The organism is Niveispirillum fermenti, assembly GCF_048066175.1.
In the GTDB taxonomy this organism is placed as follows: Bacteria; Pseudomonadota; Alphaproteobacteria; order Azospirillales; family Azospirillaceae; genus Niveispirillum; species Niveispirillum fermenti.
Genome location: NZ_JBLTXA010000018.1, coordinates 20,052 through 44,434, shown reverse-complemented (window position 1 = coordinate 44,434; position 24,383 = coordinate 20,052). Strand labels below are relative to the sequence as shown.

At 65.8% G+C, this 24,383-nt stretch carries 22 protein-coding genes; 10 read left to right on the top strand and 12 right to left on the bottom strand.

The features are described from left to right. Window positions 1-59: 59 nt before the first annotated feature. The 6 genes from ACM9LZ_RS16875 to ACM9LZ_RS16850 all read left to right on the top strand — a co-directional run bounded on the left by ACM9LZ_RS16875 (window position 60) and on the right by ACM9LZ_RS16850 (window position 6,158). Window positions 60-1,205 carry an ABC transporter ATP-binding protein gene (locus ACM9LZ_RS16875; protein WP_416620668.1) on the top strand — a complete coding sequence of 382 codons (1,146 nt, stop codon included), beginning with the start codon at window positions 60-62 and terminating at the stop codon, window positions 1,203-1,205. Between the two features lie 78 nt (window positions 1,206-1,283). Then, window positions 1,284-2,177, top strand: coding sequence for a carbohydrate ABC transporter permease (locus ACM9LZ_RS16870; protein WP_416620667.1), 894 nt, complete (start codon window positions 1,284-1,286; stop codon window positions 2,175-2,177). Further along, complete coding sequence (locus ACM9LZ_RS16865; RefSeq protein WP_416620666.1) at window positions 2,174-3,058, top strand: carbohydrate ABC transporter permease; 885 nt, start codon at window positions 2,174-2,176, stop codon at window positions 3,056-3,058. The genes ACM9LZ_RS16870 and ACM9LZ_RS16865 overlap by 4 nt, the downstream gene beginning before the upstream one ends. Further along, the gene (locus tag ACM9LZ_RS16860; protein WP_416620665.1) at window positions 3,055-4,347 is read left to right on the top strand and encodes an ABC transporter substrate-binding protein; all 1,293 of its coding nucleotides are present in this window, start codon (window positions 3,055-3,057) and stop codon (window positions 4,345-4,347) included. Before ACM9LZ_RS16865 ends, ACM9LZ_RS16860 begins: the two co-directional genes overlap by 4 nt. A gap of 87 nt (window positions 4,348-4,434) precedes the next feature. Continuing rightward, window positions 4,435-5,526 (top strand): glycoside hydrolase family 88/105 protein, encoded by a 1,092-nt coding sequence (locus tag ACM9LZ_RS16855; protein ID WP_416620664.1) that lies wholly within the window; start codon window positions 4,435-4,437, stop codon window positions 5,524-5,526. Continuing rightward, window positions 5,523-6,158 (top strand): TetR/AcrR family transcriptional regulator, encoded by a 636-nt coding sequence (locus ACM9LZ_RS16850; protein WP_416620663.1) that lies wholly within the window; start codon window positions 5,523-5,525, stop codon window positions 6,156-6,158. The genes ACM9LZ_RS16855 and ACM9LZ_RS16850 overlap by 4 nt, the downstream gene beginning before the upstream one ends. A 205-nt stretch (window positions 6,159-6,363) precedes the next feature. On the opposite strand, the gene ACM9LZ_RS16845 is transcribed toward ACM9LZ_RS16850, so the two are convergent. The 8 genes from ACM9LZ_RS16845 to ACM9LZ_RS16810 form a co-directional block, all read right to left on the bottom strand. Continuing rightward, window positions 6,364-7,146 (bottom strand): enoyl-CoA hydratase-related protein, encoded by a 783-nt coding sequence (locus ACM9LZ_RS16845; RefSeq protein ID WP_416620662.1) that lies wholly within the window; start codon window positions 7,144-7,146, stop codon window positions 6,364-6,366. Window positions 7,147-7,182: 36 nt separating this feature from the next. Further along, a complete protein-coding gene (locus ACM9LZ_RS16840; RefSeq protein WP_416620661.1) occupies window positions 7,183-7,977 on the bottom strand; it encodes a GntR family transcriptional regulator in 795 nt (264 codons plus the stop codon). An 88-nt stretch (window positions 7,978-8,065) separates the two neighbouring features. Continuing rightward, entirely contained in the window at window positions 8,066-8,989 is a 924-nt protein-coding gene (locus ACM9LZ_RS16835; RefSeq protein WP_416620660.1) for a polysaccharide deacetylase family protein, read from the bottom strand. Next, window positions 8,986-9,948, bottom strand: a complete 963-nt coding sequence (locus ACM9LZ_RS16830; RefSeq protein WP_416620659.1) for a polysaccharide deacetylase family protein — start codon at window positions 9,946-9,948, stop codon at window positions 8,986-8,988. The genes ACM9LZ_RS16835 and ACM9LZ_RS16830 overlap by 4 nt, the downstream gene beginning before the upstream one ends. A gap of 52 nt (window positions 9,949-10,000) precedes the next feature. Further along, window positions 10,001-10,690, bottom strand: coding sequence for an isochorismatase family protein (locus ACM9LZ_RS16825; RefSeq protein ID WP_416620658.1), 690 nt, complete (start codon window positions 10,688-10,690; stop codon window positions 10,001-10,003). A 100-nt stretch (window positions 10,691-10,790) separates the two neighbouring features. Beyond that, on the bottom strand, window positions 10,791-12,062 hold the full coding sequence (locus ACM9LZ_RS16820) for an MFS transporter (RefSeq protein WP_416620657.1): 1,272 nt from the start codon (window positions 12,060-12,062) through the stop codon (window positions 10,791-10,793). Further along, on the bottom strand, window positions 12,062-12,979 hold the full coding sequence (locus ACM9LZ_RS16815) for a VOC family protein (protein WP_416620656.1): 918 nt from the start codon (window positions 12,977-12,979) through the stop codon (window positions 12,062-12,064). The genes ACM9LZ_RS16820 and ACM9LZ_RS16815 overlap by 1 nt, the downstream gene beginning before the upstream one ends. Window positions 12,980-12,984: 5 nt before the next feature. Beyond that, window positions 12,985-14,664 (bottom strand): alpha/beta fold hydrolase, encoded by a 1,680-nt coding sequence (locus ACM9LZ_RS16810; RefSeq protein ID WP_416620655.1) that lies wholly within the window; start codon window positions 14,662-14,664, stop codon window positions 12,985-12,987. A 148-nt stretch (window positions 14,665-14,812) separates the two neighbouring features. Between ACM9LZ_RS16810 and ACM9LZ_RS16805 the strand changes: the two genes are divergently transcribed. Further along, a complete protein-coding gene (locus ACM9LZ_RS16805) occupies window positions 14,813-16,444 on the top strand; it encodes an FAD-binding oxidoreductase (protein ID WP_416620654.1) in 1,632 nt (543 codons plus the stop codon). Window positions 16,445-16,529: 85 nt separating this feature from the next. On the opposite strand, the gene ACM9LZ_RS16800 is transcribed toward ACM9LZ_RS16805, so the two are convergent. The 4 genes from ACM9LZ_RS16800 to ACM9LZ_RS16785 form a co-directional block, all read right to left on the bottom strand. Further along, window positions 16,530-17,189 carry a hypothetical protein gene (locus ACM9LZ_RS16800; RefSeq protein WP_416620653.1) on the bottom strand — a complete coding sequence of 220 codons (660 nt, stop codon included), beginning with the start codon at window positions 17,187-17,189 and terminating at the stop codon, window positions 16,530-16,532. Between the two features lie 89 nt (window positions 17,190-17,278). Further along, window positions 17,279-18,001: a DUF3108 domain-containing protein gene (locus tag ACM9LZ_RS16795; RefSeq protein ID WP_416620652.1), complete on the bottom strand. Its 723-nt coding sequence runs from the start codon at window positions 17,999-18,001 to the stop codon at window positions 17,279-17,281. Between the two features lie 29 nt (window positions 18,002-18,030). Beyond that, window positions 18,031-18,687 (bottom strand): hypothetical protein, encoded by a 657-nt coding sequence (locus tag ACM9LZ_RS16790; protein ID WP_416620651.1) that lies wholly within the window; start codon window positions 18,685-18,687, stop codon window positions 18,031-18,033. A 76-nt stretch (window positions 18,688-18,763) separates the two neighbouring features. Continuing rightward, window positions 18,764-20,329, bottom strand: a complete 1,566-nt coding sequence (locus tag ACM9LZ_RS16785) for an alpha/beta hydrolase (protein ID WP_416620650.1) — start codon at window positions 20,327-20,329, stop codon at window positions 18,764-18,766. Between the two features lie 249 nt (window positions 20,330-20,578). Between ACM9LZ_RS16785 and ACM9LZ_RS16780 the strand changes: the two genes are divergently transcribed. The 3 genes from ACM9LZ_RS16780 to ACM9LZ_RS16770 all read left to right on the top strand — a co-directional run bounded on the left by ACM9LZ_RS16780 (window position 20,579) and on the right by ACM9LZ_RS16770 (window position 24,323). Then, window positions 20,579-21,064, top strand: coding sequence for a VOC family protein (locus ACM9LZ_RS16780; protein ID WP_416620649.1), 486 nt, complete (start codon window positions 20,579-20,581; stop codon window positions 21,062-21,064). Continuing rightward, window positions 21,064-21,879 carry a cupin domain-containing protein gene (locus ACM9LZ_RS16775; RefSeq protein WP_416620648.1) on the top strand — a complete coding sequence of 272 codons (816 nt, stop codon included), beginning with the start codon at window positions 21,064-21,066 and terminating at the stop codon, window positions 21,877-21,879. The genes ACM9LZ_RS16780 and ACM9LZ_RS16775 overlap by 1 nt, the downstream gene beginning before the upstream one ends. Before the next feature lie 107 nt (window positions 21,880-21,986). Then, window positions 21,987-24,323, top strand: a complete 2,337-nt coding sequence (locus ACM9LZ_RS16770) for a TonB-dependent receptor (RefSeq protein ID WP_416620647.1) — start codon at window positions 21,987-21,989, stop codon at window positions 24,321-24,323. Window positions 24,324-24,383: the final 60 nt, after the last annotated feature.

The window sequence follows — 24,383 nt, the reverse complement described above, 5'->3', positions numbered from 1 at the left end:
ATTGCCGCCCAGGTGCCGCTCCGCGCGGCCCGTAACGACTGAAAGGAAGGGGAGGGACCGTGGCCAAGGGACGGGTGCAACTTCGCGGCATCGTGAAAAGCTTCGGCGCCGTCGATGTGATCAAGGGCGTGGACCTGGATATCGCGCCCGGTGAACTCACAGTTTTCGTGGGCCCCTCGGGCTGTGGGAAATCCACCTTGCTGCGGCTGGTCTCCGGGCTGGAACTGCCGACCGGCGGCAGCATCACCATCGGCGACCGCGACGTGACGCTGGCCCATCCGGCCAAGCGCGGCATCGCCATGGTGTTCCAGTCCTACGCGCTCTACCCGCATATGAGCGTGGCGGACAATATGGGCTTCGGGCTGAAGATCGCCGGTGTGCCCAAGGCGGAGATCCGGGCCCGGGTGGCCCAGGCGGCGGATATTTTGCAGCTTTCCCACCTGCTGGACCGCAAGCCGCGGGCGCTTTCGGGCGGGCAGCGCCAGCGCGTCGCCATTGGCCGCTGCATCGTGCGGGAACCGGAAGTGTTCCTGTTCGACGAACCGCTATCCAACCTGGACGCGGCCCTGCGCGGCCAGATGCGGGTGGAGATCGCCCGCCTGCATGCCAACCTGGGCGCCACCATGATCTATGTGACGCATGATCAGGTGGAGGCGATGACGCTGGCCTCCCGGATCGTCGTGCTGAATGCCGGACGGATCGAACAGGTCGGCGCCCCGATCGAGCTTTACCGCAACCCCGCCAACCTGTTCGTGGCGGGGTTCATCGGATCGCCGCAGATGAACCTGATGCGCGGCACGGTGGAGGCGGCGGACATGGACGGGGTCACCGTGCGCCTGAATGGCGGTGCCCTGCGCATTCCCCGCCGCAATCCGGCCATCGCGCCGGGGGCAAAGGTGACGGTGGGCATCCGGCCGGAGCATTTCCGCGTGGGTGAGCCGCCAGCCGATCCCAAGCAGGAACAGGTTGCGGAATTCGATGCCGTCATCGATCTGGTGGAACGGCTGGGCAGCGAGACCCTGGCGCATTTGCGCATGCCGACCCTGTCTGAGGGGGTGCTGGTCGTGAAGCTGGGCGGTGACGTGCCGCTGCGCATCGGCGGGGCGTTGCGTGTGGGGCTGCGCCTGCCCCATTGCCACCTGTTCGATGCCGACGGCAGGGCCGTCGGGGCGCCCAGCGCCAAGATCGCGGCCGTCGCGGCGTGAAGGGGGGAGTGCGCATGACCTTGCCTGAACCCGGTCCTGAACTCGGCGTCTGGCCCGCCAGCATCCGGGGAACGTGCCATGTATGAGAACCGCGTCACGGGATATCTTTACATCGCGCCCTTCCTGCTGGGGCTTGCAACCTTCACGCTGTTCCCCTTCCTGGCATCGTTCCTGTTGTCCTTCTCGGATTATCAGCTACAGGACCCGGTTGCCCGCGCGCATTTCATCGGGATGGAGAATTACGTCCAGATGGCGGGGGATGGCACGTTCCACAATTCGCTGGGCGTGACATTCCTTTACGTTTTCGTCACGGTGCCGCTGAAGCTGGCCTTCGCGCTGTTCATCGCCTTCGTGCTGAATTTCAAGCTGCGCGGCATCTCCTTCTTCCGCACGGCCTATTACGTGCCGTCCATCCTGGGCGGGTCGGTGGCCATCGCGGTGCTGTGGCGCTACGTCTTCGCCGGCGACGGGCTGATCAACCAGGTCATGGCCGCCTTCGGCGGGGAGCCGCTGAACTGGCTGGGGGAGCCGGGATACGCCCTGTTCACCGTCGTCCTGCTGCGCCTGTGGCAGTTCGGATCGGCGATGGTGGTCTTCCTGGCCGGCCTGCAGAACATTCCGACCGACCTTTACGAGGCGGCGACCATCGACGGGGCCGGCAAGGGACGCATCTTCTTCACCATCACCCTGCCGCTGCTGACGCCCGTCATCTTCTTCAATTTCATCATGCAGATCGTGCAGGCGTTCCAGGAATTCAACGGTCCCTACATCATCACGGGCGGCGGTCCGTTGAAATCAACCTATCTGCTGCCGCTGATGATCTATGAGGAGGCGTTCAAGTATTTCAACGTGGGCTATGCCTCCGCCCTGTCCTGGGTGCTGTTCATCATCATCGCCGTCTTCACGCTGGTCGCCTTCGCCTCGGCCCGGTACTGGGTGTTCTACGGCAATGAACGGGGGGACAAGGAATGACCATGGCCGTTTCCACCCCTGCCGCCCCGCGCAGCGATGTCGCCTGGCTTGGACGGCTCAACGCCGCCGTCCGCTATGGCGTGCTGATCGTTGTCGGGCTCGTCATGCTCTATCCGCTGTTCTGGATGGTGGCCGCCAGTTTCAAGCCGAACCACGAGATTTTCGGTTCCATCGGGCTATGGCCGCGGGAACCGACGCTGGACGGCATCATCCAGGGCTGGCGTACCGGCACCGAATACAGCTTCGCCACATACCTGTTCAACAGCTTCGCCTTCATCATTCCCAAGGTGGTGCTGACGGTCGTCTCCTCCGTGCTGGTTGCCTATGGCTTCGCGCGGTTCAGGATGCCGGGCAAGCAATTCTGGTTCGCGCTGATGGTGGCGACCATCCTGTTGCCAAAGAGCGTGCTGCTGATCCCGCAATATCTGATGTTCCGGCAGTTCGGCTGGCTGGACACCTACCTGCCGCTCTATGTTCCCTGCGCCTTTGCGACGGAAGGATTCTTCGTCTTCATGGTGGTGCAGTTCCTGCGCTCCATCCCCCCCGACATGGAGGAGGCGGCCGTCATCGACGGCTGCAATTCCATCCAGGTGCTGTGGCACGTGGTGGTGCCCATCCTGATGCCGGCCATCATCTCCGTCGCGCTGTTCCAGTTCATGTGGAGCCTGAACGATTTCCTCTATCCGTTGATCTACCTGTCATCGGTGGAGAAATATCCCGTCGCGCTGGCCCTGAAGATGGCCATCGACGTGACGGAGGCTACGGCCTGGAACCAGGTGCTGGCCATGTCGACCATAGCATTGCTGCCGTCGCTGGTCGTGTTCTTCCTGGCCCAGCGCTATTTCGTGGAAGGCATCACGTCGGGGGCGGTGAAGGGATGAGAAGGCTGTCTTTCATACCGCTGCTGCTGGTGGTCCTGGCCGTACTGGTGGTGTCGGTCCGACCGGCCCCGGCGCAGGAGGTGGTGCATCTGCGCATGTCCTGGTGGGGCGGCAATGATGTCCACCGGGCGCAGTTGCGGGCGCTGGAAGCGTTCGAGCAGCGTCATCCCCACATCCGGGTGCGGGCCGAATATACGGGCTGGGTCGGTCATCTGGAACGGCTGACCACCCAGATCGCCGGCGGCACGGCACCCGACATCATGATGGTCAACTGGAACTGGCTGAAGCTGTTTTCCCGTGATGGCCAGGGTTTCTACGATCTCAACCGGGTGGCCGACATCATCGACCTGAAGCAGTTCGACGCCGATGCCATCGCCATGTCGTCCGTTCATGGCCATCTGAACGGGTTGCCACCCAACATGACCGCGCGCCTGTTCTGGTTCAACGAGACGACCTTCGCCAGGGCGGGCCTGCCCGTGCCCGACAGTTGGGATGCGCTGATGGCGGCGGGTCCGGTGTTCCGTGACCGTCTGGGGCCTGATTACTACCCGCTGGACATGAATTTCCAGGATACGGTCGCTCTGCTCTATACCTGGATCAGCCAGAAGCGCCAGGCGCCTTTCATCGATGAGGAGAACAAGCGCCTGCTGGCCGACCGGGAGACGCTGACGGCAGCGGCCCGGCTTTATCAGGAACTGGTGGATAACCATGTCGTCCCGTCGGCGCGGGAGCGGGCCAGCTTCGGCCATGTCCAGCTTCAGGAGACGCGGCCCTGGATCACGGGGCGCTATGCCGGCACCTACCAATGGACCAGCGCCGTCGGAAAATATGTGGAGACGCTGGAGCCCGGCCAGAAGATGGTGCTGGCTCCCTATCTGACCCTGCCGGGTGCCGCCGATCCCGGCCTGCTGTACAAGCCGGCCATGATGTATGCCATCAACAAGGATACGAACCATCCGCGGGAAGCGGCCCTGCTGCTGCAATTCCTGCTGAACGATCCCGAGGGTGTGCTGATCCTGGGCGCGCGTCGCGGCGTGCCGGCCAGCGCGGCGGCACGCGACATCCTGGAAGCGGACGGACAGTTGGAGGGGCTGGCCCTGCAGGGGCAGGACCAGATCGAAAGCCTGCCGCGGGGCATCCAGCTTTCCGGCTATTACGAGCATGCGCGCGTGCGCGACGGTTTCAACGACATCCTGGAAAAGTTGGGCTATGGCGTTCTCACCCCCGAAGAAGCGGGGGAGGCCATGGAGCAGGAGATCAACGGCATCCTGCGCCGGGTGATCCGGTGAGCCTGACATCTGCGTCCGGATGCCTTTCCCGCATCCATACCCGTTCCCGCTCGCGAACCCCGAGCGCCTGATCCGACTGGACCCATCATGAATGATTTCAACCGCTTCGGTTCCCATGTCCTGCCCTTCCTGCGCCATTACCTGGCGGAGTGGGACTTCTACAAGCCGGCCTGGAATTACGAGGATGGCTGTATCTTTGAGGGGTGCCTGGACCTGGGGGACGCTACCGGCCGGTCGGAATTCTCCGATTTCGTCCTGGACAAGGTTGGCCCGAGGGTGCTGGAGGACGGGACCATCACCGGGTTCGACATCGGCGAGTACAATATCGACAATGTAAAGTCGGGGAAGATCTTCTTCCCACTTTACGAACGCACGGGCGAGGAAAGGTTCCGCCGGGCCATCGCCACCCAGATGGCGCAGTTGCGGACCCATCCGCGCACGAAATCCGGCAATTACTGGCACAAGAACATCTATCCCTGGCAGGTCTGGCTGGATGGTCTCTACATGGCCCAGCCGCTGGTTACGGCGCAGGCCGTCGCCACGGGGGACCGCGCAGCGTGGGAGGATGTAGTCAACCAGTTCCTGTCGGTGCGCGATCATCTGCGCGATGCGCGCACAGGGCTCTATTATCACGGCTGGGACGAAAGCCGGCAGGAGAGATGGGCCGATCCGCGGACCGGCTGTTCCCCAAACTTCTGGGGCCGGGCCATGGGCTGGTTCATGATGGCCCTGGCCGACTGTATCGAACTGTCCGCCCCCTTCGACGGGCCGGCCCGGGCCGCCCTGATCGGCCTGTTCCAGGATACGGCACGGGCGCTGATGGCCGTGCGCAGCCCGCGCGGCCTGTGGTGGCAGGTGCTGGACCGCGGCGGCGATGCCGGCAATTACGAGGAGAGCTCGGCCAGCCTGATGATCGCCTATGCCCTGATGGCCGGGGTGCGGCTGGGTGTTCTGCCGGCCGACCAGGGACAGGCGGGCGAGGTGGCGTTGCGGACCGTGATCGACGGCTATCTCTCACACACTGAGCTGGGCGGCATTTGCGGTGTGGCGGGGCTGGGCAACACCCCTTATCGCGACGGTTCCTATGAATATTACCTGTCGGAGCGGCTCATCCCCAATGACCCGAAGGGGGTGGGGGCCTTGATGATGGCGCTGTCGGAAGGGGTGCGCCGCCCATGACCCTGATCGAACTGGCCCCGCTGGGAACTGTGCATGGTGTGCGCATGCCGCGTCAGCCGCGTGCGGAAACCACCATGCGCCGCATCGTGGGGGCGGTTCGCAAGCTTTTGCAATACAAGGACATGGATGCCATCCGGATCGAGGAGGTGGCCAGCCTGGCCGGCTGTTCCCCGCCATCCATCTATGCCCGGTTCAAGGACAAGGACACGTTCACGGGCGTGCTGTTCGAACTGCACGCGGCAGAGGTGGCGGATGGCATCGCCGCCTTTCTGGCGCCGGACCGCTGGCGGGGCCGGTCCCTGTCCGCCTTCGCACAGGCCCTGGCCGACTATCTGCTGCATCTCTACCGCGCCGACCGCAATCTCTATCGTGCCGTGCTGCAATGTCCCGACCCGGCGGTGCGGCGGCGCTTCACCCAAGCGACGGAACATCTGTCGGCGCAGGTGGCCGAGGCATTGCGCGTCATGGATGGTGGTGCGGGGCGGATCGCGCCGGACCGGGTGCGCTGGGCGCTGCTGCAACTGGTGGCGGCGCTGCAGGGCAATGCCGTGCTGGGCTGGATGGCGCCTGACGACGGGACGGCCATCACCCCGCATCTGGCGGAAATGTTCGTTCGCGCTGTCGGGCGCTGATGCTGCTGCCGTGCGAGTTCCCGGACAGGTCTGCTTACCGGGAACCTGTACGAGAGGGGATGTCATGCCAAGTTGCGGTGAGTTGGACTCATCGCGACTTGTTTGGCGCGTCGAGCGCCCGCGCGCCCATGTGCGCGTGAGCCGCCGGATGGCGGCGCCCGGCGTGTCGATCAGGACCGTCGGTCCTGATCGACGCAGATACGTATCAGCCGAAGGGAAAGGCCGGCTTGCGCTTGTCGCGGAAGGCGTCACGTCCTTCGATGAAGTCGGGCCCCTCGATGGCGTCCAGGAATTCGGCCACCGTCTCCGGCGTGTCGGTCCCCTGTCCGGCCAGGACACGGGCGATCATGCGCTTGGTGGCGCGGGCCGAATATTGGCTGGCGGCTGTCACCTGGGCGGCATAGTCCAGCACGGCCGCCTCCAGGGCGTCGGCCGCCTCCACGCGGTTGACCAGCCCCATGGACAGCGCCTCGGCCGCCCCCAGCAGGCGGCCGGTATATAGCAGGTCCTTGGCGTGGCTGGGGCCCACCGTCTGAACCAGCCGCCGGGTGTCGCCCAACGGATAGACCAGACCCAGCTTGCCCGGCGTGATGCCCATGCGGGCATTGTCGGCGGCGAAGCGCAGGTCGCAGGCCAGCGCCAGCCCCAGCCCGCCACCCACACAGGCCCCCTGGATCAGGGCGATGGTGGGCTTGATGAAGCCGGCCAGCCCGTCCATGGCCCCGGCGATGTCGCTTGCATAATCGGCCGTGCTTTCCCGCGTCTCATAGGCGGCCTCGAATTCCGAGATGTCGGCCCCGGCCGCGAACGTGCCGTTCGCCCCCTGGACAATCAGCACGCGGATGGCGGGATCGGCTGCCGCCTCGGCCAGCCGCACGGGCACCAGCCGCCACATCTCCTGCGAAAGGGCGTTGCGTTTGGCCGGCTGGTTCAGGATCAGGCGGCCGATGCCGCCCGCGTCACGGCGCAGGATCACTTTGTCGGACATGGAAAACGGTGCCTCCCGGCAGGAAAGGGGACGGCGTCAGCCGTCGGCGCGCCAGCTTCCGGCGCCCTTGCGGTTGGATCGCATATGGTACTTGAACCGGTCGGGCCGGTAATGGCCATGGATCAACTGCACGGCCCGGTCCTTCTTGTCGCGCATCACGCGCTCGATCTTCAGCACCGGCGAGCCGGTGGCCAGATCCAGGGCCGCCGCCACGGGCGGATCGGCGGCGACGGCCGTGATCCATTGCTCCGCCTCATGCACCAGCACGCCCTTCTGTTCCAGCAGCACCAGGGTGGGCACCGTCTCCATCTCCGCGCGCGTGATGCGCGTGGCGATGTCCAGCGGCATGTACTGGATCAGATAGCTGAACGGCTCGCCCGACAATTTGCGCAGGCGCAGCGCCCGCTGCACGGGCGTGCCCGGCTCCAGGTCCAGCAGGCTGGCGACGGCCGGCGGGGCTGGCAGTTCGACGACCTCCAGCACTTCCACCTGGGTTTCAAGGCCCAGCGTCTTCAGGCTGTCGATCAGGTTGTCGAAACTGCCATGGACCTGCGGCAGCGTGGCCGATGCCGTCACCACGGTGCCGCGACCGCGATGCCGGCTGACCAGGTCATGGGCCGCCAGTTCGTTCAGCGCCCGCTTCACCGTGATGCGGGACACATCGAACAGCTTCGCCAGTTCCTGTTCGCCCGGCATCACGGCGTTGGCGGGGAACTCCCCGCTGCGAATCTTCTCCCGCAGCACCAGGAATATCTGGTGGTAGAGCGGGGTCGGGGCCGTATGATCCAGTTGGTCCGGGCTCAAGCCTGCGGCGCTGATGGGCTGGTCCATGGATCTCCGTCCGGGTTGTGCGAAAAGGTCACTGCCACAGCTTTATCGGCATCTTGGGGCCTTTGCACAAGAACGCCGTTGCCGAAGATCAGGCCGATAGGGCGCGCAGCAGGTCCGACGGACCGATGGCGCGCGCGCCCGGACGGTCCAGCACACCCTTCAGGCTGTCACCCAGCGCCCGGACCCGATAAGGCAGGCCGCTGACATAGGGGCGCACCACCAGCGTCAGCACCCGCGGGCTTTTCAGCCTTTCCGCCTCTGCCGACAGCCAGTCGGCGGCATCGGAAACCTGGGTTGCCCATTCATGCTCCGGCCGGCCATAGGTGATCAGGATTTGCCAGTCGTCCAGTTCGTTCGACAGGGGCAGGGCCGCCAGATCGCCCCCGTCGGTGCGGAACCGGGTCGGCAGTTCGTCATGCGCCCAATCAGCGAACCAGCGGATGCCGGCCGCCGCCAGCCGGGCCGGGGTCTGGAAACCCTCGGCCCGGGCCGGGCTCAGCCAGCCGTCGGGGCGGGGGGCGCCGGCGGCCTGGATGGCGTCCAGCGTGCGGGTGATGTAACCCGTCTCCACATCCGCCGCCAGGCCGGAATGATGCAGGCTGTCGGTGTCCCAGCCATGGGCACAGATATCGTGCCCATCGGCCAGCACATCCTGCACCAGGCCCGGATAGCGTTCCGCCACCGCGCCCTGCACGGCGAAGGTGGCCCGCAGTCCCAGCCTGCCGAACAGCTTCAGCAGGCGATAGGCACCGACGCGGTTGCCATAATCGCGCGTGGTGTAATGGCGCAGGTCGGGATAGGGCGTCTGCATGGCGCCCGGCGCCTTGAAGGGCTGGCCCGACGGGTTGAGCGGGAAGAATTCCAGCGGCACCACGACCCACAGGCCCAGCCCCGCGCCGTCGGGCAGGGTGACGGGCGCGCGGTCGCGCACGGGCGATGCCGGATAATGGTCATGGTCCGGGCCGGCATGGCGCCGGGGATAGGTCAGGTAGCTGTCGGGCAGGCTGCTCATCGTGCGGTCCTCAGCAGGCCGGGATCGAAACCGGTGCCGGGCCGGGCATTGCCGCGGCGGGCGATGTCGGCCAGCGACTGGTCGTAATGGTTGTCGCGATAGAACGCGGCGATCTCCTTCGCCGTCGTCACCCAGACATCGTCGCGGTGCGAGGTGATGTAGCGCAAGGCCTCGCGGAACGGCCCGATGCGGTGCGGATGGCCGACCAGATAGGCGTGCAGCGGAATGCACATGACGGTGCCGGTCTCCGCCCCTTCCTCCAGCAGCTGGTCGAAATGGCGCATCAGCGCATCGGCATAGGCGCGCGGGCTCTGGTTGTAGACGCCATAGGTGATGACGTCGTTGACCTCCAGGCTGTAGGGCATGGAGATCAGGCGGTTCGGGCCCTTCACCTTCAGCGGCTGTGGCTGGTCGTCCTGGAACAGGTCGCAGCTATACCAGAACTCGTATTCCGCCAGCAGGTCCAGCGTGCGCTCGGTATGGGTCAGGGCCGGGGCCAGATAGCCGCGGATGCGCTGGCCCGTGGCGTCCATGACGGATTTGATGCTGTCTTCCAGCACGGCGCGTTCCTGCGCCTCCGTCATGTTGTAGGAATAGCGCGTGTTGTAGATGCCGTGGCTGAAGAACTCCCAGTCGCGGTCCACGCAGGCCTGGATGATTTCCGGATGGTGGTCCAGCATGGCGACCGACAGGCTGATGCTGCCGCGCACCTCGAACTCGTCCATCACCTCCATCAGCCGCCAATGCCCCACCCGGTTGCCCCAGTCGCGCGCCGAATAGGGCACGATGTCGGGGTGCGGCCGGCCCCAGGGCTTGCGCGACGGGTTGGGGGGCGGATCGAACTCATAGAACTCGATATTGGGGGCCACCCAGAAGGCCACCTTCTTGTCGCCCGGCCAGGCGATCTTCGGCCGGTCGCGATAGGGCCAGAAATCATACAGGTTGGGATCGCGATGCATGGGTTTGATCCTGGTTTGGAAGGGGGCTCTGGACTGGGATGGCGGGCCGGTCCTATGCCCCGAGCGACGCCAGATGCGCCTCGACCTCCGCCACGCTGACAACGTCGGCATATTTCAGCAGAAGGTCGGTCAGGTTGGCGTAATGGTAGCTCTCATGCTTGTCGGCCACGCATTCCTCGGGAACGATGGTGCGATAGCCATGGGACAGGCTGTCCACCGCCGTGGCGCGCACGCAGCCCGACGTGCTGCCGCCCGTCACGACCACCGTGTCCACCTTATGCCACACCAGATAGCTGGCCAGTGGGCTTTCGAAGAAGGCCGAGGGCATGCGCTTGCTATAGACCAGATCCACCGCCTCATCGATCACGCAACGCGGGTCGAAGGCGTGGCGGTCGCTGTCATACTTGATGTTCTGCAGGCTGTCGGGCGTGTTGGTGCGCGTCCCCCACACCCCCGCATCGCCGGCGTCCGGCTTGTACGCCACACGGGTCCAGATGACGGGCATGCCCAGGGCACGGGCCGCCGCACTGATCCTGTTCACATGCGCGATCTGATCGGGATCGGTGACATAGGAGGTCTTGGGAAACAGGTCCGGCCGCGTATAGGCCTGCTGGAAATCGACATTGACGATGGCCAGCCGGCTGCCGAAGCCGAACTTCGCGCGGGCCGGATTGGCCTTCACCTGCTCGTACAGTTCGCGGGCCGTCTTCTCTTCCCGGACCATGGTGGGCTCGAACCGCATCGGACCGTCTCTCTCGCTGTTGATTGATATAAGTTTATATCATTATTATGGGAAGCGGACCTGGCCGGCAACAGCGAAATCCGCCCCCCGACGGACCGGATCAGGCCTTGGCGGCCGCTTCCGGGAAGCTGGCGGGATAGCGGCCAAGCGCCAGCAGCAGCACCCCGCCCGCCACGAACATCACCGCCGCGGCGATCAGCACGGGTGAATAGCTGCCCGACGTTGCATAGACATAGCCGTAAAGCGGCGGGGAGAAGGAGGAACCGGCCGCGAAGGCGGCATAGAGCATGCCGTAGATGCGGCCGTAATAGGCCATGCCGAAATAGCGCCCGGACAGGTAGGCGATCAGGTCGGTTTCTGCACCCGCGGCACAGCCCAGCATGATGGCGGCCAGGATGATCAGGGCCAGCGGTGCTGCCTCGCTCATGAAGATCATGCAGGCGAAGGCGGGCAGGGTCAGCAGCGGCAGGGCCACCATGGGCGCCCAGAACCGGTCGACCAGGAAGCCCGTCCCGATGCGCCCGACAATGATGGAAAGCCCGACGCAGCCCGCGACCAGGGCGCCCGTCCCGTCGCTGAACCCCTTCAGGCGGATCATGTTCTGCAGGTTGGTGTGGAAGCCGCCATAGGCCAGCGATACCAGCAGGAAGGACAGGATCATGATCCAGAAGCGGCGGTCGCGCAGCACCTGGTTCAGCGGCAGGCCCGTGCGGGCCGCGGCCGCCGCGTGACCGGCGCTGCCGGCGGCCGGCTCGCGGATGAAGGCATAGACGGCGGGAAAGGCGATCAGCAGCGGCAGCAATGCGATGAAGCCATAGGCCAGACGCCAGCCGAACCGTTCGATCAGAAAGACCGTCAGGCTGGGCAGGATGAAGGCGGCGATGCCTGTGCCCACCAGCATGATCCCCAGCGCCAGCCCGCGATGGCGGACGAACGAAAGGTTGATGGCCCGCGACCAGGTGACGGGTGTCGACCCGATGCCCAGCAGCCCGATCAGGAAATACATGGTGTAGAACATGAACAGCGAACTGGTCAGGCCCGTGGCGGCAAAGGCCAGACCGAAGCCGGCCAGTGCCAGCAGGCCGACGCGCCGCGTGCCATACCGGTCGGCCAGCCCGCCGACGATGGGCGCCATGATGCAGCCCGTCAGGCCATACATCAGGATGCCGACCTGGATGTCGCCGACATTCCAGCCGAATTCCTCGGTCAGCGGCTTCAGGAACGAGCCGATCGTGTTGTAGGGCAGGGGTGACGCCCCACACATCGTGCCCAGCAAAGCTGCCAGAAGCACGGTCCAGTTGCGGGCGAACTCGCCCTTCTCCGGTTCCGGTGCCGTGGCGGGTGCGGGAGAACCCTTGGCGTTCACGCTCATCACTGGCCCTTTCCGGTTTCGATCAGTTCATAAAGCTCGCCGTCCGGCCCCTGCACCGTCGCGCTGCGGCGCCCGTCATAAAGCGGACCCGGCCGTGCCTGGGGCGGCGTCAGGAAAGGCAGGTCGATCCGATCCAGATCGTCGACATTGAAGGAGATCAGGGCATTGCCGGGCGGCAGACCGCCGGCGGGCCGGGGGCGGACAATGGTGCCGGCGGGATATTGATCGATCTCCGTCACGGGCAGCCTTTCCACCTTGGTCATGGAAATGGTGGTGCGGTTCTCGGCGGGCAGGCCGAACGCATTGTTGATGACGCTGTAGGGGATATTGTAGGTCCCGCCCTCCGCGAAGCCCAGCCTGCCTACCTGGAAATCGATGGACGCCTGCCGGTCGGCGGATGCCAGGATGGCGATGAAGATGACATCGACCACCGATTGTGCCATCGGCAGGTCCAGGTCGCTCATCGATTTCAGCACCTGGTTCAGATACAGGATTTCGCCGCTGCGCCCCACGACCTGCATGGGGATGAAATTCGTGAAGCCTTCCACATGCTTGGGCGGGCCGATGACCGTGAAGCTTTCGCCCGCCACCTTCTTGTGCAGGTCGAAGACGTCTTCGACTGTAATCTCGAAGGCCACCCAGCCGAAGCTGCGGGCCGGCTTGTAATCAGGGGTGGGCTCCACCTCCACCAGCCGGTAGTGGCAGCCGTTGCCGCTGGCCGGGCGCAGCAGGGCGGTACGGGCGCCGGCCACGGCGGGCGCCCCCCAGCCTGCCGCCAGGTCGGCCGGCACGGTGCCCTGCTCAAGCAGTTCCAGCCCCAGCAGGTCCCGGTAATCGGCCAGCGTGGCGTCGAAGGCGGGGGTGGCGACCGTGCCGCATTTGATCCGGCCGTGGCGATCGAAAACTTGGGTCGTCATCTGTTTCATCCGTCCAGGAAGCCAAGGAAGGCGGCGCCACGGGCCGCCGGGTCGGGGTCGCGGTCCATCCGGGTAGCCTGCGACAGCCGGCGGGCCGCCCCATCGACCGCACGGTAGAGCGGGTCACCGGTGACCGCCGGCAACAGCACGGGCACCGTCACGGCCGACAGCAGCGACCCGGCATCGTCGGCGAAGGCGGCGCGCAGCATATCGCCCTGGTGCCGGGGCTGCATCAGCATGTCCATCACGCGCCGGTAAAGCAATTGCGGTCGCAGGATTGCGCTGTCGCTGCGCACGGCCGGGATGGAGCCATCCTGCGCCGGGAAGGAAGCGGCGGCGTCGCGCAGCGCGTGGAACGCGCGGTGCAGATGGCCGCCGGCCCGGTCGGGCACCAGCGGGGCGGCCAGATAATCCAGCATGGCCTCACGTGCGGCGGCGTCCAGCAGCGGCATGCCGTCCAGCACGGCGCGGCGGATCGGCAGGCCGGTGGCCAGCATCTCCAGGCCCAGTGGCACGGACAGGCCCGTGGCCACCAGATCGAATTCCCCGTAACCCAGGGCGGCTACGGCCTCGGCCACCACCCGGCCCAACGTCTTGCGGCTGGCCGCGGGTAGCGGGTCGGACGCGCCACATCCGGGCAGGTCAGGGGCCAGCACCGGCCGGCCGCCGGCTGACAGGGCGCGGTGCAGGTCGGCTTCCGCTGTGGCGCCGCCAGGCAGGTCGTGCAGGCACAGGACCGGCCGGCCCCGGCCGGGCTGGACCAGTATGCGCATCTGCCCGTGGGCAAGATCGATATAACCGGCGCCCGACCGTTGCGGCGGCAACGGGGCCGGCCCCACGGCCATTGCGCCGCGATGCCGGTCGAACATGGTGCCGATATGGGCCTTCCACGCTGCGCGGTCGGCGGACAGGCGCGCCACCGACAGGCATTCGGGACCGGGATCGGGCAACAGGTCCAGGCAGCCGAACAGCACGTCGTCGGCCCGCGCCATCACCTGCGTCGGTACGGTCAGGCGCGACACATTGTCCAGCGGCTGATGCCACATGGCGGCGCGGTAGGCGCCCGCGTAATGTGGCCCGGCCAGGGCATAGTCCAGGAAGTAGTCATGGATGTCGCCGATATCGGGCTGGGCGATGGGCATACGGCTGCGTGGCACGGGTGCGAACCAGGGGAACCAGCGCATCGTGTCGCGCACCCGCGTCCATTCCCGTGCCAGCCAGGCGCCATCGGCATCGATGTCGAAGGGACGCATATAGGCGTCGATGAAGGCGCCGTCGGGCTTGCCTCCCGGTGCGATGGACAGCCCGTCCAGCAGGGCCACCGCCACCCGGTCCGGATGGCGGACGGTGAAGTCCAGCAGGATCTTGGAACTGGTGTGGAAGCCGTAGAAGCCCGCCTTCTCCAGTCCCAGGGCCGCCACCGTTTCGGCCAGGGCATCGGCGAAATCGGCGATCTCCAGTTCCCGTCCGCCGGTCGGAAGCGGCGTGGAAAGCCCATAGCCCGGCGTGTCCAGCGCATAGACGGTATAGCGGTCACACAGCGACGCCATCAGGTCCAGATGCAGCAGGGACGAACGTGGACTGTCATGCAGCAGCACGATTGGGGGCCCCGATCCGGCCCGGCGATAATGCACCTGGCCGTCGCCCACGGCGACATAGGCTTTACTTATGCGCGGGTCAGACACACTCTTCTCCCAGTCCCGTTCGCCCACCTGCCATCAAACCGGCGTTTGCCGCCGCATCATGTTCTTGCCCCTTGATGGTATATTGATATACGAATAGATCAATATAAAACGCACAAGCGAACGACTGCTTCGGCAAAGGACCGGGAACATGCAGACAAATTCCTCCCAAACCGGTGCCGCGACGGTGCCGGCCGACATTCCCGACGCGGATCTGGTGACGGCTTTGGCTGCCCGGCTGGCGGCCATCGTCGGTGACGGCCATGTCCATCGGGACGACAGCCATCGCGATCTGTTCTCGCAGGATATCTATGCTGCCGCCCCGGCCCCGGCCGCGCTGGTCGCCGCCCCGGCCACGACGCAGGAGCTGTCGGCCGTGGTCAAGGCGGCGCACGAGGCCGGCTTTGCCTGTGCGCCGCGCGGCGGCGGCATGAGCTACACGAAGGGCTATATCCCGGCATCGGCCCGCAGCGTCGTGCTGGACCTTTCGCGCATGGACAAGGTGCTGGATATCCGCGCCGACGATATGGTGGTGACGGTGCAGGCCGGCTGCACCTGGAACACACTGTACGAGGCGCTGGCGCCGCTGGGCCTGCGCACGCCGTTCTGGGGTGCGTTGTCGGGGCTGGTCTCCACCATCGGCGGCGGGTTGTCGCAGGGCAACGCCTTTTTCGGTGCCGGCCATCACGGCACCACGGGCGAAAGCGTCGTGGCGCTGTCGCTGGTGCTGGCTGATGGCCGCATCCTGCGTACCGGCGCCCGCGGGTCCGATGGTGACAGCCCCTTCTACCGGTTCTATGGCCCCGATGTGACGGGCCTGTTCGCGGGTGATTGCGGCGCGCTGGCCATCAAGGCAGAGGTGACGCTGCGGTTGATCCGTGCGCCCAAGCATGAGGCCTATGTCTCCTTCTCCTTCAAGGCCGATACCGATATGTTCGCGGCCATGACGGAGATGACGCGGGCCGGCATCGCATGTGAACTGTGCGGCTTCGATCCCCGTCTGACCCGTATCCGGCTGAAGCGCGCATCACTGTCGGCCGATCTGGGTGCGCTGAAGAATGTGGTGGGCAAGCAGGGCTCGTTCCTGAAGGGCATGAAGGAAGCGGCCAAGGTCGCCCTGGCCGGCCGCAACTTCATCGATGACGGTGACTTTGCCCTGCATATCGTGTGCGAGGGCCGTTCGGCGGCCGGTGTGGCCGATGATGTGGCAGAAGCCCGGCGCATCGCCGCCCGCTACCACGGGGAAGAGGTGGAGAACACCATCCCCAAGGTCATGCGCGCCCAGCCCTTCGTGGCGCTGAATTCCATGGTCGGTCCCAATGGCGAGCGGTGGGTGCCCATCCATTGCCTGGCGCCCCTGTCGCGCGCGCATGCCATTTTCAAGGCGATCGAGGCGGCGTTCGATGACATGCGCGCCGAACTGGATGCGCATGGGGTGGAGAACGCCTTCCTGTTCTCGTCGCTGTCGACCAACGCGCTGGTGATCGAACCGACCTTCTATTGGCCCGATGCAATGATGCCGATCCATCATGCCTATGTGGAAAAGCCGCACATGGCCAAGCTGCCCAGCTATCCGCCCAACGCCGCGGCCGCGGCCGTGGTGGAAAAGGCGCGCCAGCGCCTGCTGGCGCTGTTCCTGCGTGAAGGTGTGGGACACCTGCAGGTCGGCCGCACCTATCCCTATCTGGAAAGCCGGGATGCGGCGTCCGTCGACCTGCTGCGCGGGATCAAGCAGGTGCTGGACCCGGAACGCCGCGTCAATCCGGGTGTGCTGGGGCTTTAGCCCGGGAATCGGCCTGACGGACAGCATAAGGGGGGCCGGCGGTGACACCCGGTCCCCTTTATCGCATTTGATGGGTTTGCGACCGTCAGGGTTTCCAGACGCTGACCACGAAGATGGCGGCGATGAATACCCAGAGCAGGCCGACAACGGCCGTCCCGCGCCAGGCGGCCCGGCGGACGGCCTGTTCGCGTGCGGCGTTGCTGCCATCGGTCATCATGGTGCGCCAGGTGCCGAACAGGTCGATCAGGGCCAGCCGGATGCCCACGCCGCACATCACGACGCCGGCGAACAGCGCCATTTTCAGCCGCAGCCAGCCTGGCAGCGGCCAGCCCGACCCGATCAGCCCCAGCGCAACGGCCAGCAGCAGCACGATCAGCAGATAGCGCGAGCCGCGATCGATGGCGGCCAGCACCCGGCCGCCGCCGCCATGGCGGCGGCGGTGGACCAGTTCCACGAAGCCCAGCCACAGCGCGCCCATGGCCAGAAAGCCATAGGCCACCGCCGCGCCGCCGGGTGCATAACCGTAGAATATGGCGATAGCCGGCCCCAGGCTGGCCTGCAGGACCAGGGCATAGCGCACATGCTGGTCCACCGTCATCACATGGTCCATCAGCCTGTTGCGCTCCTGCATCGGAATGCCCGGCTGGGAGCAGACATAGCGGAAGGTGCTGTTGATGACGAGTTCGGCGCCGAGCCAGTAACCCAGCACGGCGATATGGATGGGCAGCAGCCAGTCGGTGGGCATGGATATTCCCCCTCCTCCTATGCACCGGGCGGAATTGAAAAAGGGGCCCGGTTATTCCCGGACCCCCATCTTCTTCCTGTCGCTTACGATCAGCGCTCCAGGCTGACCAACTCGTACCAGGTCATCATGTAACCGGCGACGCCGCCCTTGACGAAGATGCTGTCCTCGTCCTTGGTCACCCACACCTCATACACAGGGTGGGCGCCATGGGCCGTGACCATGCCGCCATCCTCGTCGGAAAAGCGGAAATGCCGGCATTCGAAGGTGCCTGCTTCCACCGTCACCGTCTCGTCCCCGACATATTCAAGGTAGAGCCGGCTTTCGGCGATCAGCGGCGGGGTGGCGCCGCGATGGTCCGGCGACGGCAGGAAGGCGCGGATCTCCCGCTTGTGCGGCCCGCGCGACAGGTCCATGCAGCGGGTCATGTAGGCATCGCCGATGATGGGATGCGTGCCGAACCCGTCATAGTGACCATCCACCTCGACCTTCTGCGACACGCGGCCGATGGTGGGGCCGAAGCTTTCGCATTCGATCAGGCCCGGGCTCATCCGGAACCAGCCGGTGCCCATGAACTTGTCGCCGATGGTCAGCCGCACATGGCAATCCATCGGCCGGTCATTCTCGTCCAGCGAATAGATCACGTCGCGCAGCACGGTGGGCGCCGGCTCCTCGATCTCGCACTGGGCGCGGATGGTCAGCTTGCCGTCGGTGTGGCGGGTCATGGTGAAATATTCACGGCCCCGTTCCTGGCCAACACGGTCCGGCTTGCGCGAGGTGTAGCGGATATGGCCGCGGATGGTGCGGTGCTGCATGCCTGTAAACTCCTGTTGGTTGGGAAAGGTCAGGTCGGGGTGCCAAGACCGAGCAGGGCCGCCATCAGCAGCAGCAGCCACAGCAGCATCACGACGGGGCGTGTGCGCGCCAGGACGCCCTTGATGGCGGCATCGGTCTCCGGCGTGGCACCGCCGGCCATCATCTGGCCGAACGGTGCCATCAGGGGCCGCAGCAGCAGCCGGATCAGCAGGCCCAGCGAAATCGCGGTGGCCAGGATCAGCAGCTTGGCGGCGATGAAATGCGGCAGGAACAACAGGCCGGCCATGCCGGCCAGGCCAAAGCCGGCACAGCCCAGCAGGGCGGCCCAGCGGATCACCAGATCCGCCTGGCGCTGCCAGGGCTGCTTGCCATGGTTCATGTGGACGGCCCAGGCCAGGGCGAGCCAGACCAGCCCCACGGCCCAGACGGCCAGCAGTGCCGGCAGGCCCAGGTCGGGCAGCCAGCCCTTGACCACACCCAGCGTCAAACCCGTGGGCAGGGCCAGGATCAGCGCCGTGCGCGGCGCCATGTCGACCGCCATCAGGATGCGCAGCGCCGTCGCCCGCTGGGGCGGTGTTGCCTTGGCATCGGTGAGGATGGAGGAGGAATAGAAGGCACCCAGATCGCCGCCCAGCCAATAGACCAGGATCAGCAGATGCAGCAGGGTGAACAGTGTCTCGGCCATGGAAGCTCCCTTATTATTGACCTAGAAATATATCATTAAGCTAAGTTGTGGAACCCCCAAATCTCAGCGCCTCCTCTCAGCGTAGTGCCAGAAGCCCGGGCAGCCAGCCGGGAACAGTGCCGCCGCCATCCAGCACGGCGTCGGCCAGATGCCGGTGCCGCTCCCCCACGCGCGATCGCAGGGCCATGACATCGGCCGCGGCTTCCAGCGCCACGGCCTGTGTCCAGTGCGGCCCGGCCTTCAGCAGGCAAAGCGCGCGGCGCTGGATGTCCGCCGGTTCCAGGTCGGCCGGGGGGCGGATGGCATGGGCCTGCCTGCCATCATGCCAGGGCCGGAACAGCCGTTCGCGCCGTGCGATGCGGAACGCCCGGACCAGATGCGCCCCATCCCATTCCGGGGCCAGTGAGGGGGCCGCCTGCGCGGGATCGGGCAGGGGATCGTCACCCAGGGTTACGGCCCTGTCTGCCACACCGTCCGCTGCCAGATGCAGGGCCAGAAGCCCGCCGATACCGCGCCCTGCCACCAGCGGCCGGTTGAACCCGGCCGCGCGGATGCCCTCGGCCAGCCGTGTGGCCAGCCCGGCCAGACTGTCCGGCATGGGGTGGCCCGTGCTTTCCCCGTGGCCGGGCAGGTCGAAGGCAATGACCGGTCCGCCCGCCTGCGCGATGGCCGCATCGAAATCGCCGCCATGGCCGCCGGCCCTGTGCAGCAGCACCAGGGGCCGGCCGCTCCCCGTCAGCCGGCCCCGCCAGGCCAGCGGGCCGCTGGTCGTGTCCAGGAACCCGCGGATGGTGGCCGGCGGTGCAGCGGGTGCGTTGTCTCCCGGCCGCTCTGCCAGCCAATCCACGGCGGCCAAGCGCAAGGCTGCGGCGTCGGGCACGGTGCGGGCCGGCACCCCGGCCAGTCCGGGCCGCGAAAGATGGTCCAGCAGCACATCCGATCGTGTCACCAGGATCAGATGATCCGCCGTGACCTGCGGCAGCCAATGGTCCGGCCGGAAGGTGAAGGCAGCGCGATAGGTGTTGCGATAGGCGTCCCCGGCTTCCAGCAGGTCCATGGCATTGGCGTGCAGATGGGCCGGTGTGGACAGGTCGGAATCCATGCGGGCAGAGGGCAGGGCCCGGTGCCAGGGGAAGAAGATCACCTGTTCTTCCATGCGCGACCAGACCCAGCACATATGCGTGCCGTCCCAGGCGGGCAGCAGCGGCGGCAGATAATGGGCCAGGCAATCTGCCCGTTCCTCTGCCGTCCAGCAGGGCAGCCCGTCGAACAGCACGCCGGAAACCCGGTCGGGGAACAGGGCGGCGAAGGCACAGGCGATGGTGGCGCCGGTGTGGAACCCGTAAAGCCCGATTCGGCCCAAGCCCAGCGCATCAGCGAAACCGGCCAGGGCGGCGGCATAGGCGGCACTGTCCGGCAATGGCGCGGACAGCGGTGTGGACAGCCCGTTGCCCGGCGTATCGGGCGCGATGACGCAGAAGCCACGGGCTGCCATTTCTTCTGCGAACGGCACCAGGGTACGCGACGCCTGCGGCGATCCGTGCAGCGCCAGGATGGCCGGCCCCTGGCCCCAGCGGCGGTAATGGACGACACGCCCGTCGATTTCCACAAAATGGCGGGTTTGCGCGATGGGTGCGGACAAGCGGAATACTCCGGCGGCAAGGGCGGGGGATCGGCGCGCGGGGGGGGCAGATTGCATGTTGCAAGCGGGCGCACTCTCTGAAATGATCTAAACACATATCAATGGACAGGGGAATAGCCTCATCGAAGCGACCGCTTGCCCACTTGCGGGGATCGCGGCGATATGCGATGGCTTGCATACGAAAATATGCAGGCGTGGCTTTGTCCTTCCCCGTTCCATGAGAAAAGGAGGGGTTCGGTGGCCCACCAATTGTCCGCGCTTATCCGTGCCGCCCTGTTCGTGCGCGACCTGGACCGGTCGGTCCGGTTCTATCGCGCCCTGGGCTTCGATGCCGTTTACTTCGAAGGGCCGCTGGATGGCCCGTCATCGGCCGTCGTCTTGGCCATTCCGCCGACCAGCAAGGTGCGTTGCTGCATCCTGAAGCGGGCCGGTGGCCCGAATTTCGGCATGGTGGGCCTGTTCGAGGTGACGGACCCCGTGCCCGAGGCGCTGCCCCTGTCCGATGGTCCGCCGCGCATCGGCGAGGTGGCGCTGGTGATCTATGCCAAGCCCATCACCCCGGCCATCGAGGCCTGCCGTGCCGCCGGTGCAAGCTGGGCGCCCGATGCCACCCTGTTCAATATGCCGCATCGCCAGCAGATGGAGGTTTGTCTGCGTGATCCTGACGGGTTCCTGATCAACCTGGTCGAACGCGACCCGGCCGAACAGGACCGCACGCAGCCGGTGGCGGTCTGATGGCCCGCCCGCACGTGGAATTCGTGCAGTCGCAGTCGGTCGAGTGGCAGGACGCGGGCGACGGCACGGCCGTGAAACGGCTGAATATCGATCCGGACAATGGCGACGGCACCGTCCTGCGCCGCTATCCGGCCGGTAGCGGCCGCGCGCCACAGCCCCGTGCCGGCCTGTCGCTGGAATTTTATGTTCTGGACGGGGAGATCGCCATCGACGGGCGTGTGTTAGGTGCGCATGCCTATGGCTACCGGCCCGCGGGCACCCCGGCCCTGACCTGGCAGACCAGCGCGGGCGCCCTTGTGCTGGAGATCGGCGAGGCGCGGCCGGTGCCCGCCGGCCAGGATGATCCCGCCATCCTGTTGGATTGCCTGGCTCTGCCCTGGGACGTATCGACTTACGATCCGCAACTGCGCCATATGCACAATGCCCGCAAGGTGCTGCGGCTGGGGCCGGGTGACAGCGGGCGCACCTTCCTGCTGGCAGGCCTGCCGCACGGGTTTCCTTCCACGCCCGACCTGCCGCTGGAACGCCACCCCCATGGGGAGGAGATGTTCCTGATCCAGGGCGAGATGAAATCACCGCAGGGTGTCATGCGTGACGGCGCCTATTTCTACCGTCCGCCGGGTATCTGGCATGGGCTGCACGTGTCGGAATTCGGCTTCCTTATGCTGATGCGCAGCCCCGGTGCCAACAAAATCAGCACACAATGGAGCGAGGCGCGGCATCCCGTCCAGTACCGCCCCGCCTTCGATCCGGTGTTGCCGGAAGGGGCGCCGGCAGCCTGGGGGCGGCCCCATGCCGCGCGGCCAACATATTGAAAATAAAGAATTAAGTCCGTATCCGAAAAAATATGTCCGGACTTAATCAAAAAAGCCCTTCCTTTTGGTATATTGTTATATCAATGTGTTCCAAAGAGACGGGCGGCATGAACCTCCCGCTGAAGGACCCCAAACAGGAGGCTGGCGACATGACCTTTACGAACCCGAATTCCGTGCGCAAGAAATCGGCGTTGAAGCTGGGGGCATCGCTGTCCCTGCTGGCGCTGGCCATTCCGTCCCTGGCCCAGGCCCAGAGCGACGGTTTGCAGCTTGAAGAGATCGTGGTGACGGCAACCCGCCGCGCCGCGAGCCTGCAGGACGTGCCGCTGGCGGTGTCGGCCTTCACGGCGGCCGACCTGGAGACCCGTCAGATCAGTTCCACGCTGGATCTCGTCCGCTCCGTGCCGAACCTTTATGGTTCCAACAATACCGGTGTGGCCAGCGCCAACACCTACTACATCCGCGGCCTCGGCTCCACCGAACAGATCGCCACCATCGATCCGGCCGTGTCCACCTATGTCGACGATGTCGTGCTGCCGCGTCAGAACGCGAATAATTACGGCTATTTCGACCTTGAACAGATGGAAGTGCTGCGTGGTCCGCAGGGCACCACCTTCGGCCGCAATTCCACGGGCGGCGCCATCTCGGTAAAGCTGAAGAAGCCCAGCGAGGAATTTGGCGGCTTCATGCAGGCCAGCTACGGTTCCTATGATCAGATCCTGCTGCGCGGCGACGTGAACGTTCCCGTCAGCGAGAAGGTGCTGACCAAGTTCACCGGCTTCTATACCGATGACAGGGGCTATGTGACCAATGTCGCCAATGGTGAGCGGCTCAACTCGCTGACCAACTGGGGTGCCCGTGGTGCCGTGCGCTTCCTGCCCAACGACGATGTGACCGTCGATGTGGCGCTGGAGCATATGGACGGCCAGGGCCTGTATCTGCGCACCTTCGCACGTGACAACCGCGAGACGATCCTGCGCGGCTCCACGAAGGGCGGCACGTCGGACGAGGTGGCGGATGCGCTGGCCAACCGCGGCGTGCGTGCCGATTACGACACGACGGCCGTGACCGCCAATATCGAATGGCGCCTGGATGATGTGTCGATCGAGTCCATCACGGGCTATCGCACCATCAATCAGAGCTTCGTGCTGGACTTCTCGCTGCCGGCGTCGCGCACCACGGTGCCGCTGCCCTTCTACCTGACCAATGCCGGCGGGTACGACATGTTCAGCCAGGAGTTCAAGGCCGCCGGCAATTTCGGCGACCGGCTGAGCTACGTGGCGGGCCTGTATTATTTCTATGAGAATAACAGCACGCTGGCCGGCCAGGTGTTCGGCACCTCCCTGTCCTGCTCGGCCGGTCTCTATGGCGACGGCAACATGACCTGCAATGGCGTGCCCGGCTATTCCAGCGTGCGCGACATCCGCAACAAGACCACGTCCTATGCCGCCTATGCCCAGTTCGATTATGCCCTGACGGATGCGCTGACGGCCATTGCCGGCGTGCGCTACACCAACGAGGTCAAGAAGCTGGACCTGCGCCCGACCTCCTATGGGGGGATGACGACGGCCGACATCGTGGCCGCCGGCATGGCCACGCGGCTGGAAACCAACAAGGTGACGCCGAAGTTCGGTGTGAACTACAAGGTCGATCCGGATATCATGCTGTTCGCCTCGGCGACCAACGGGTACAAGTCGGGCGGCTGGAACAGCCGTACCGCCTATCTGCCGGAAACCTTCCAGGACATGTCGCCGGAAACGGCCTGGTCCTATGAGGCGGGCATGAAGAGCGACCTGTTCGATCGCCGGGTCCGCTTCAATGTCACGGGCTTCATTGCCGAAACGGACAATCTCCAGCTTTCCTACACCACACCCGGCCCCATCCCCGGCACCACCCTGTCCACCCAGGACAATGCCGGCGACATCCGCGTGAAGGGCCTGGAGTTCGAGCTGTCGGTGCGTCCGGCGCGTGGTCTTGACGTCTTCGCCACGCTGGGCCTGCAGGATGGCAAATATACCTGGGTGAACCCGGCGGCGCAGTCCTTCGTCAGCCCGACGGGTGCCTATGTCAACGCCATCGACCCGACCGACGAGCTGTCGCGCCTGCCCAAGCGGTCGTTGGCCCTGGGTGCCACCTATACGGTGCCGGTGGAAGCGCTGCACGGTTCGCTGACCTTCTCCGGCGAGGCCAACCATACGGGTGGCTTCTGGACCACGGCGTCCAACAGCACCCCGTCGGCCCAGACCCCGACGGCGTTGGACACGTTCGCCCGGTCCTACACGCTCTACAACCTGTCCGTCAGCTATCTGTCCGATGACGAGGCATGGCGCCTGGGCGTGGAGTGCAAGAACTGCTCCGACAAGCTGTACCTGACGTCGGTGTTTAACGGGTACTATTATGGCGAGCCGCGCCGCATCCGCGGCACGCTGACCCGCAAGTTCTGATCGCAGGGGCCGGCGACGGTCCAAAGGAAAGCCCCGCCGGCAGTCGCTGGCGGGGCTTTT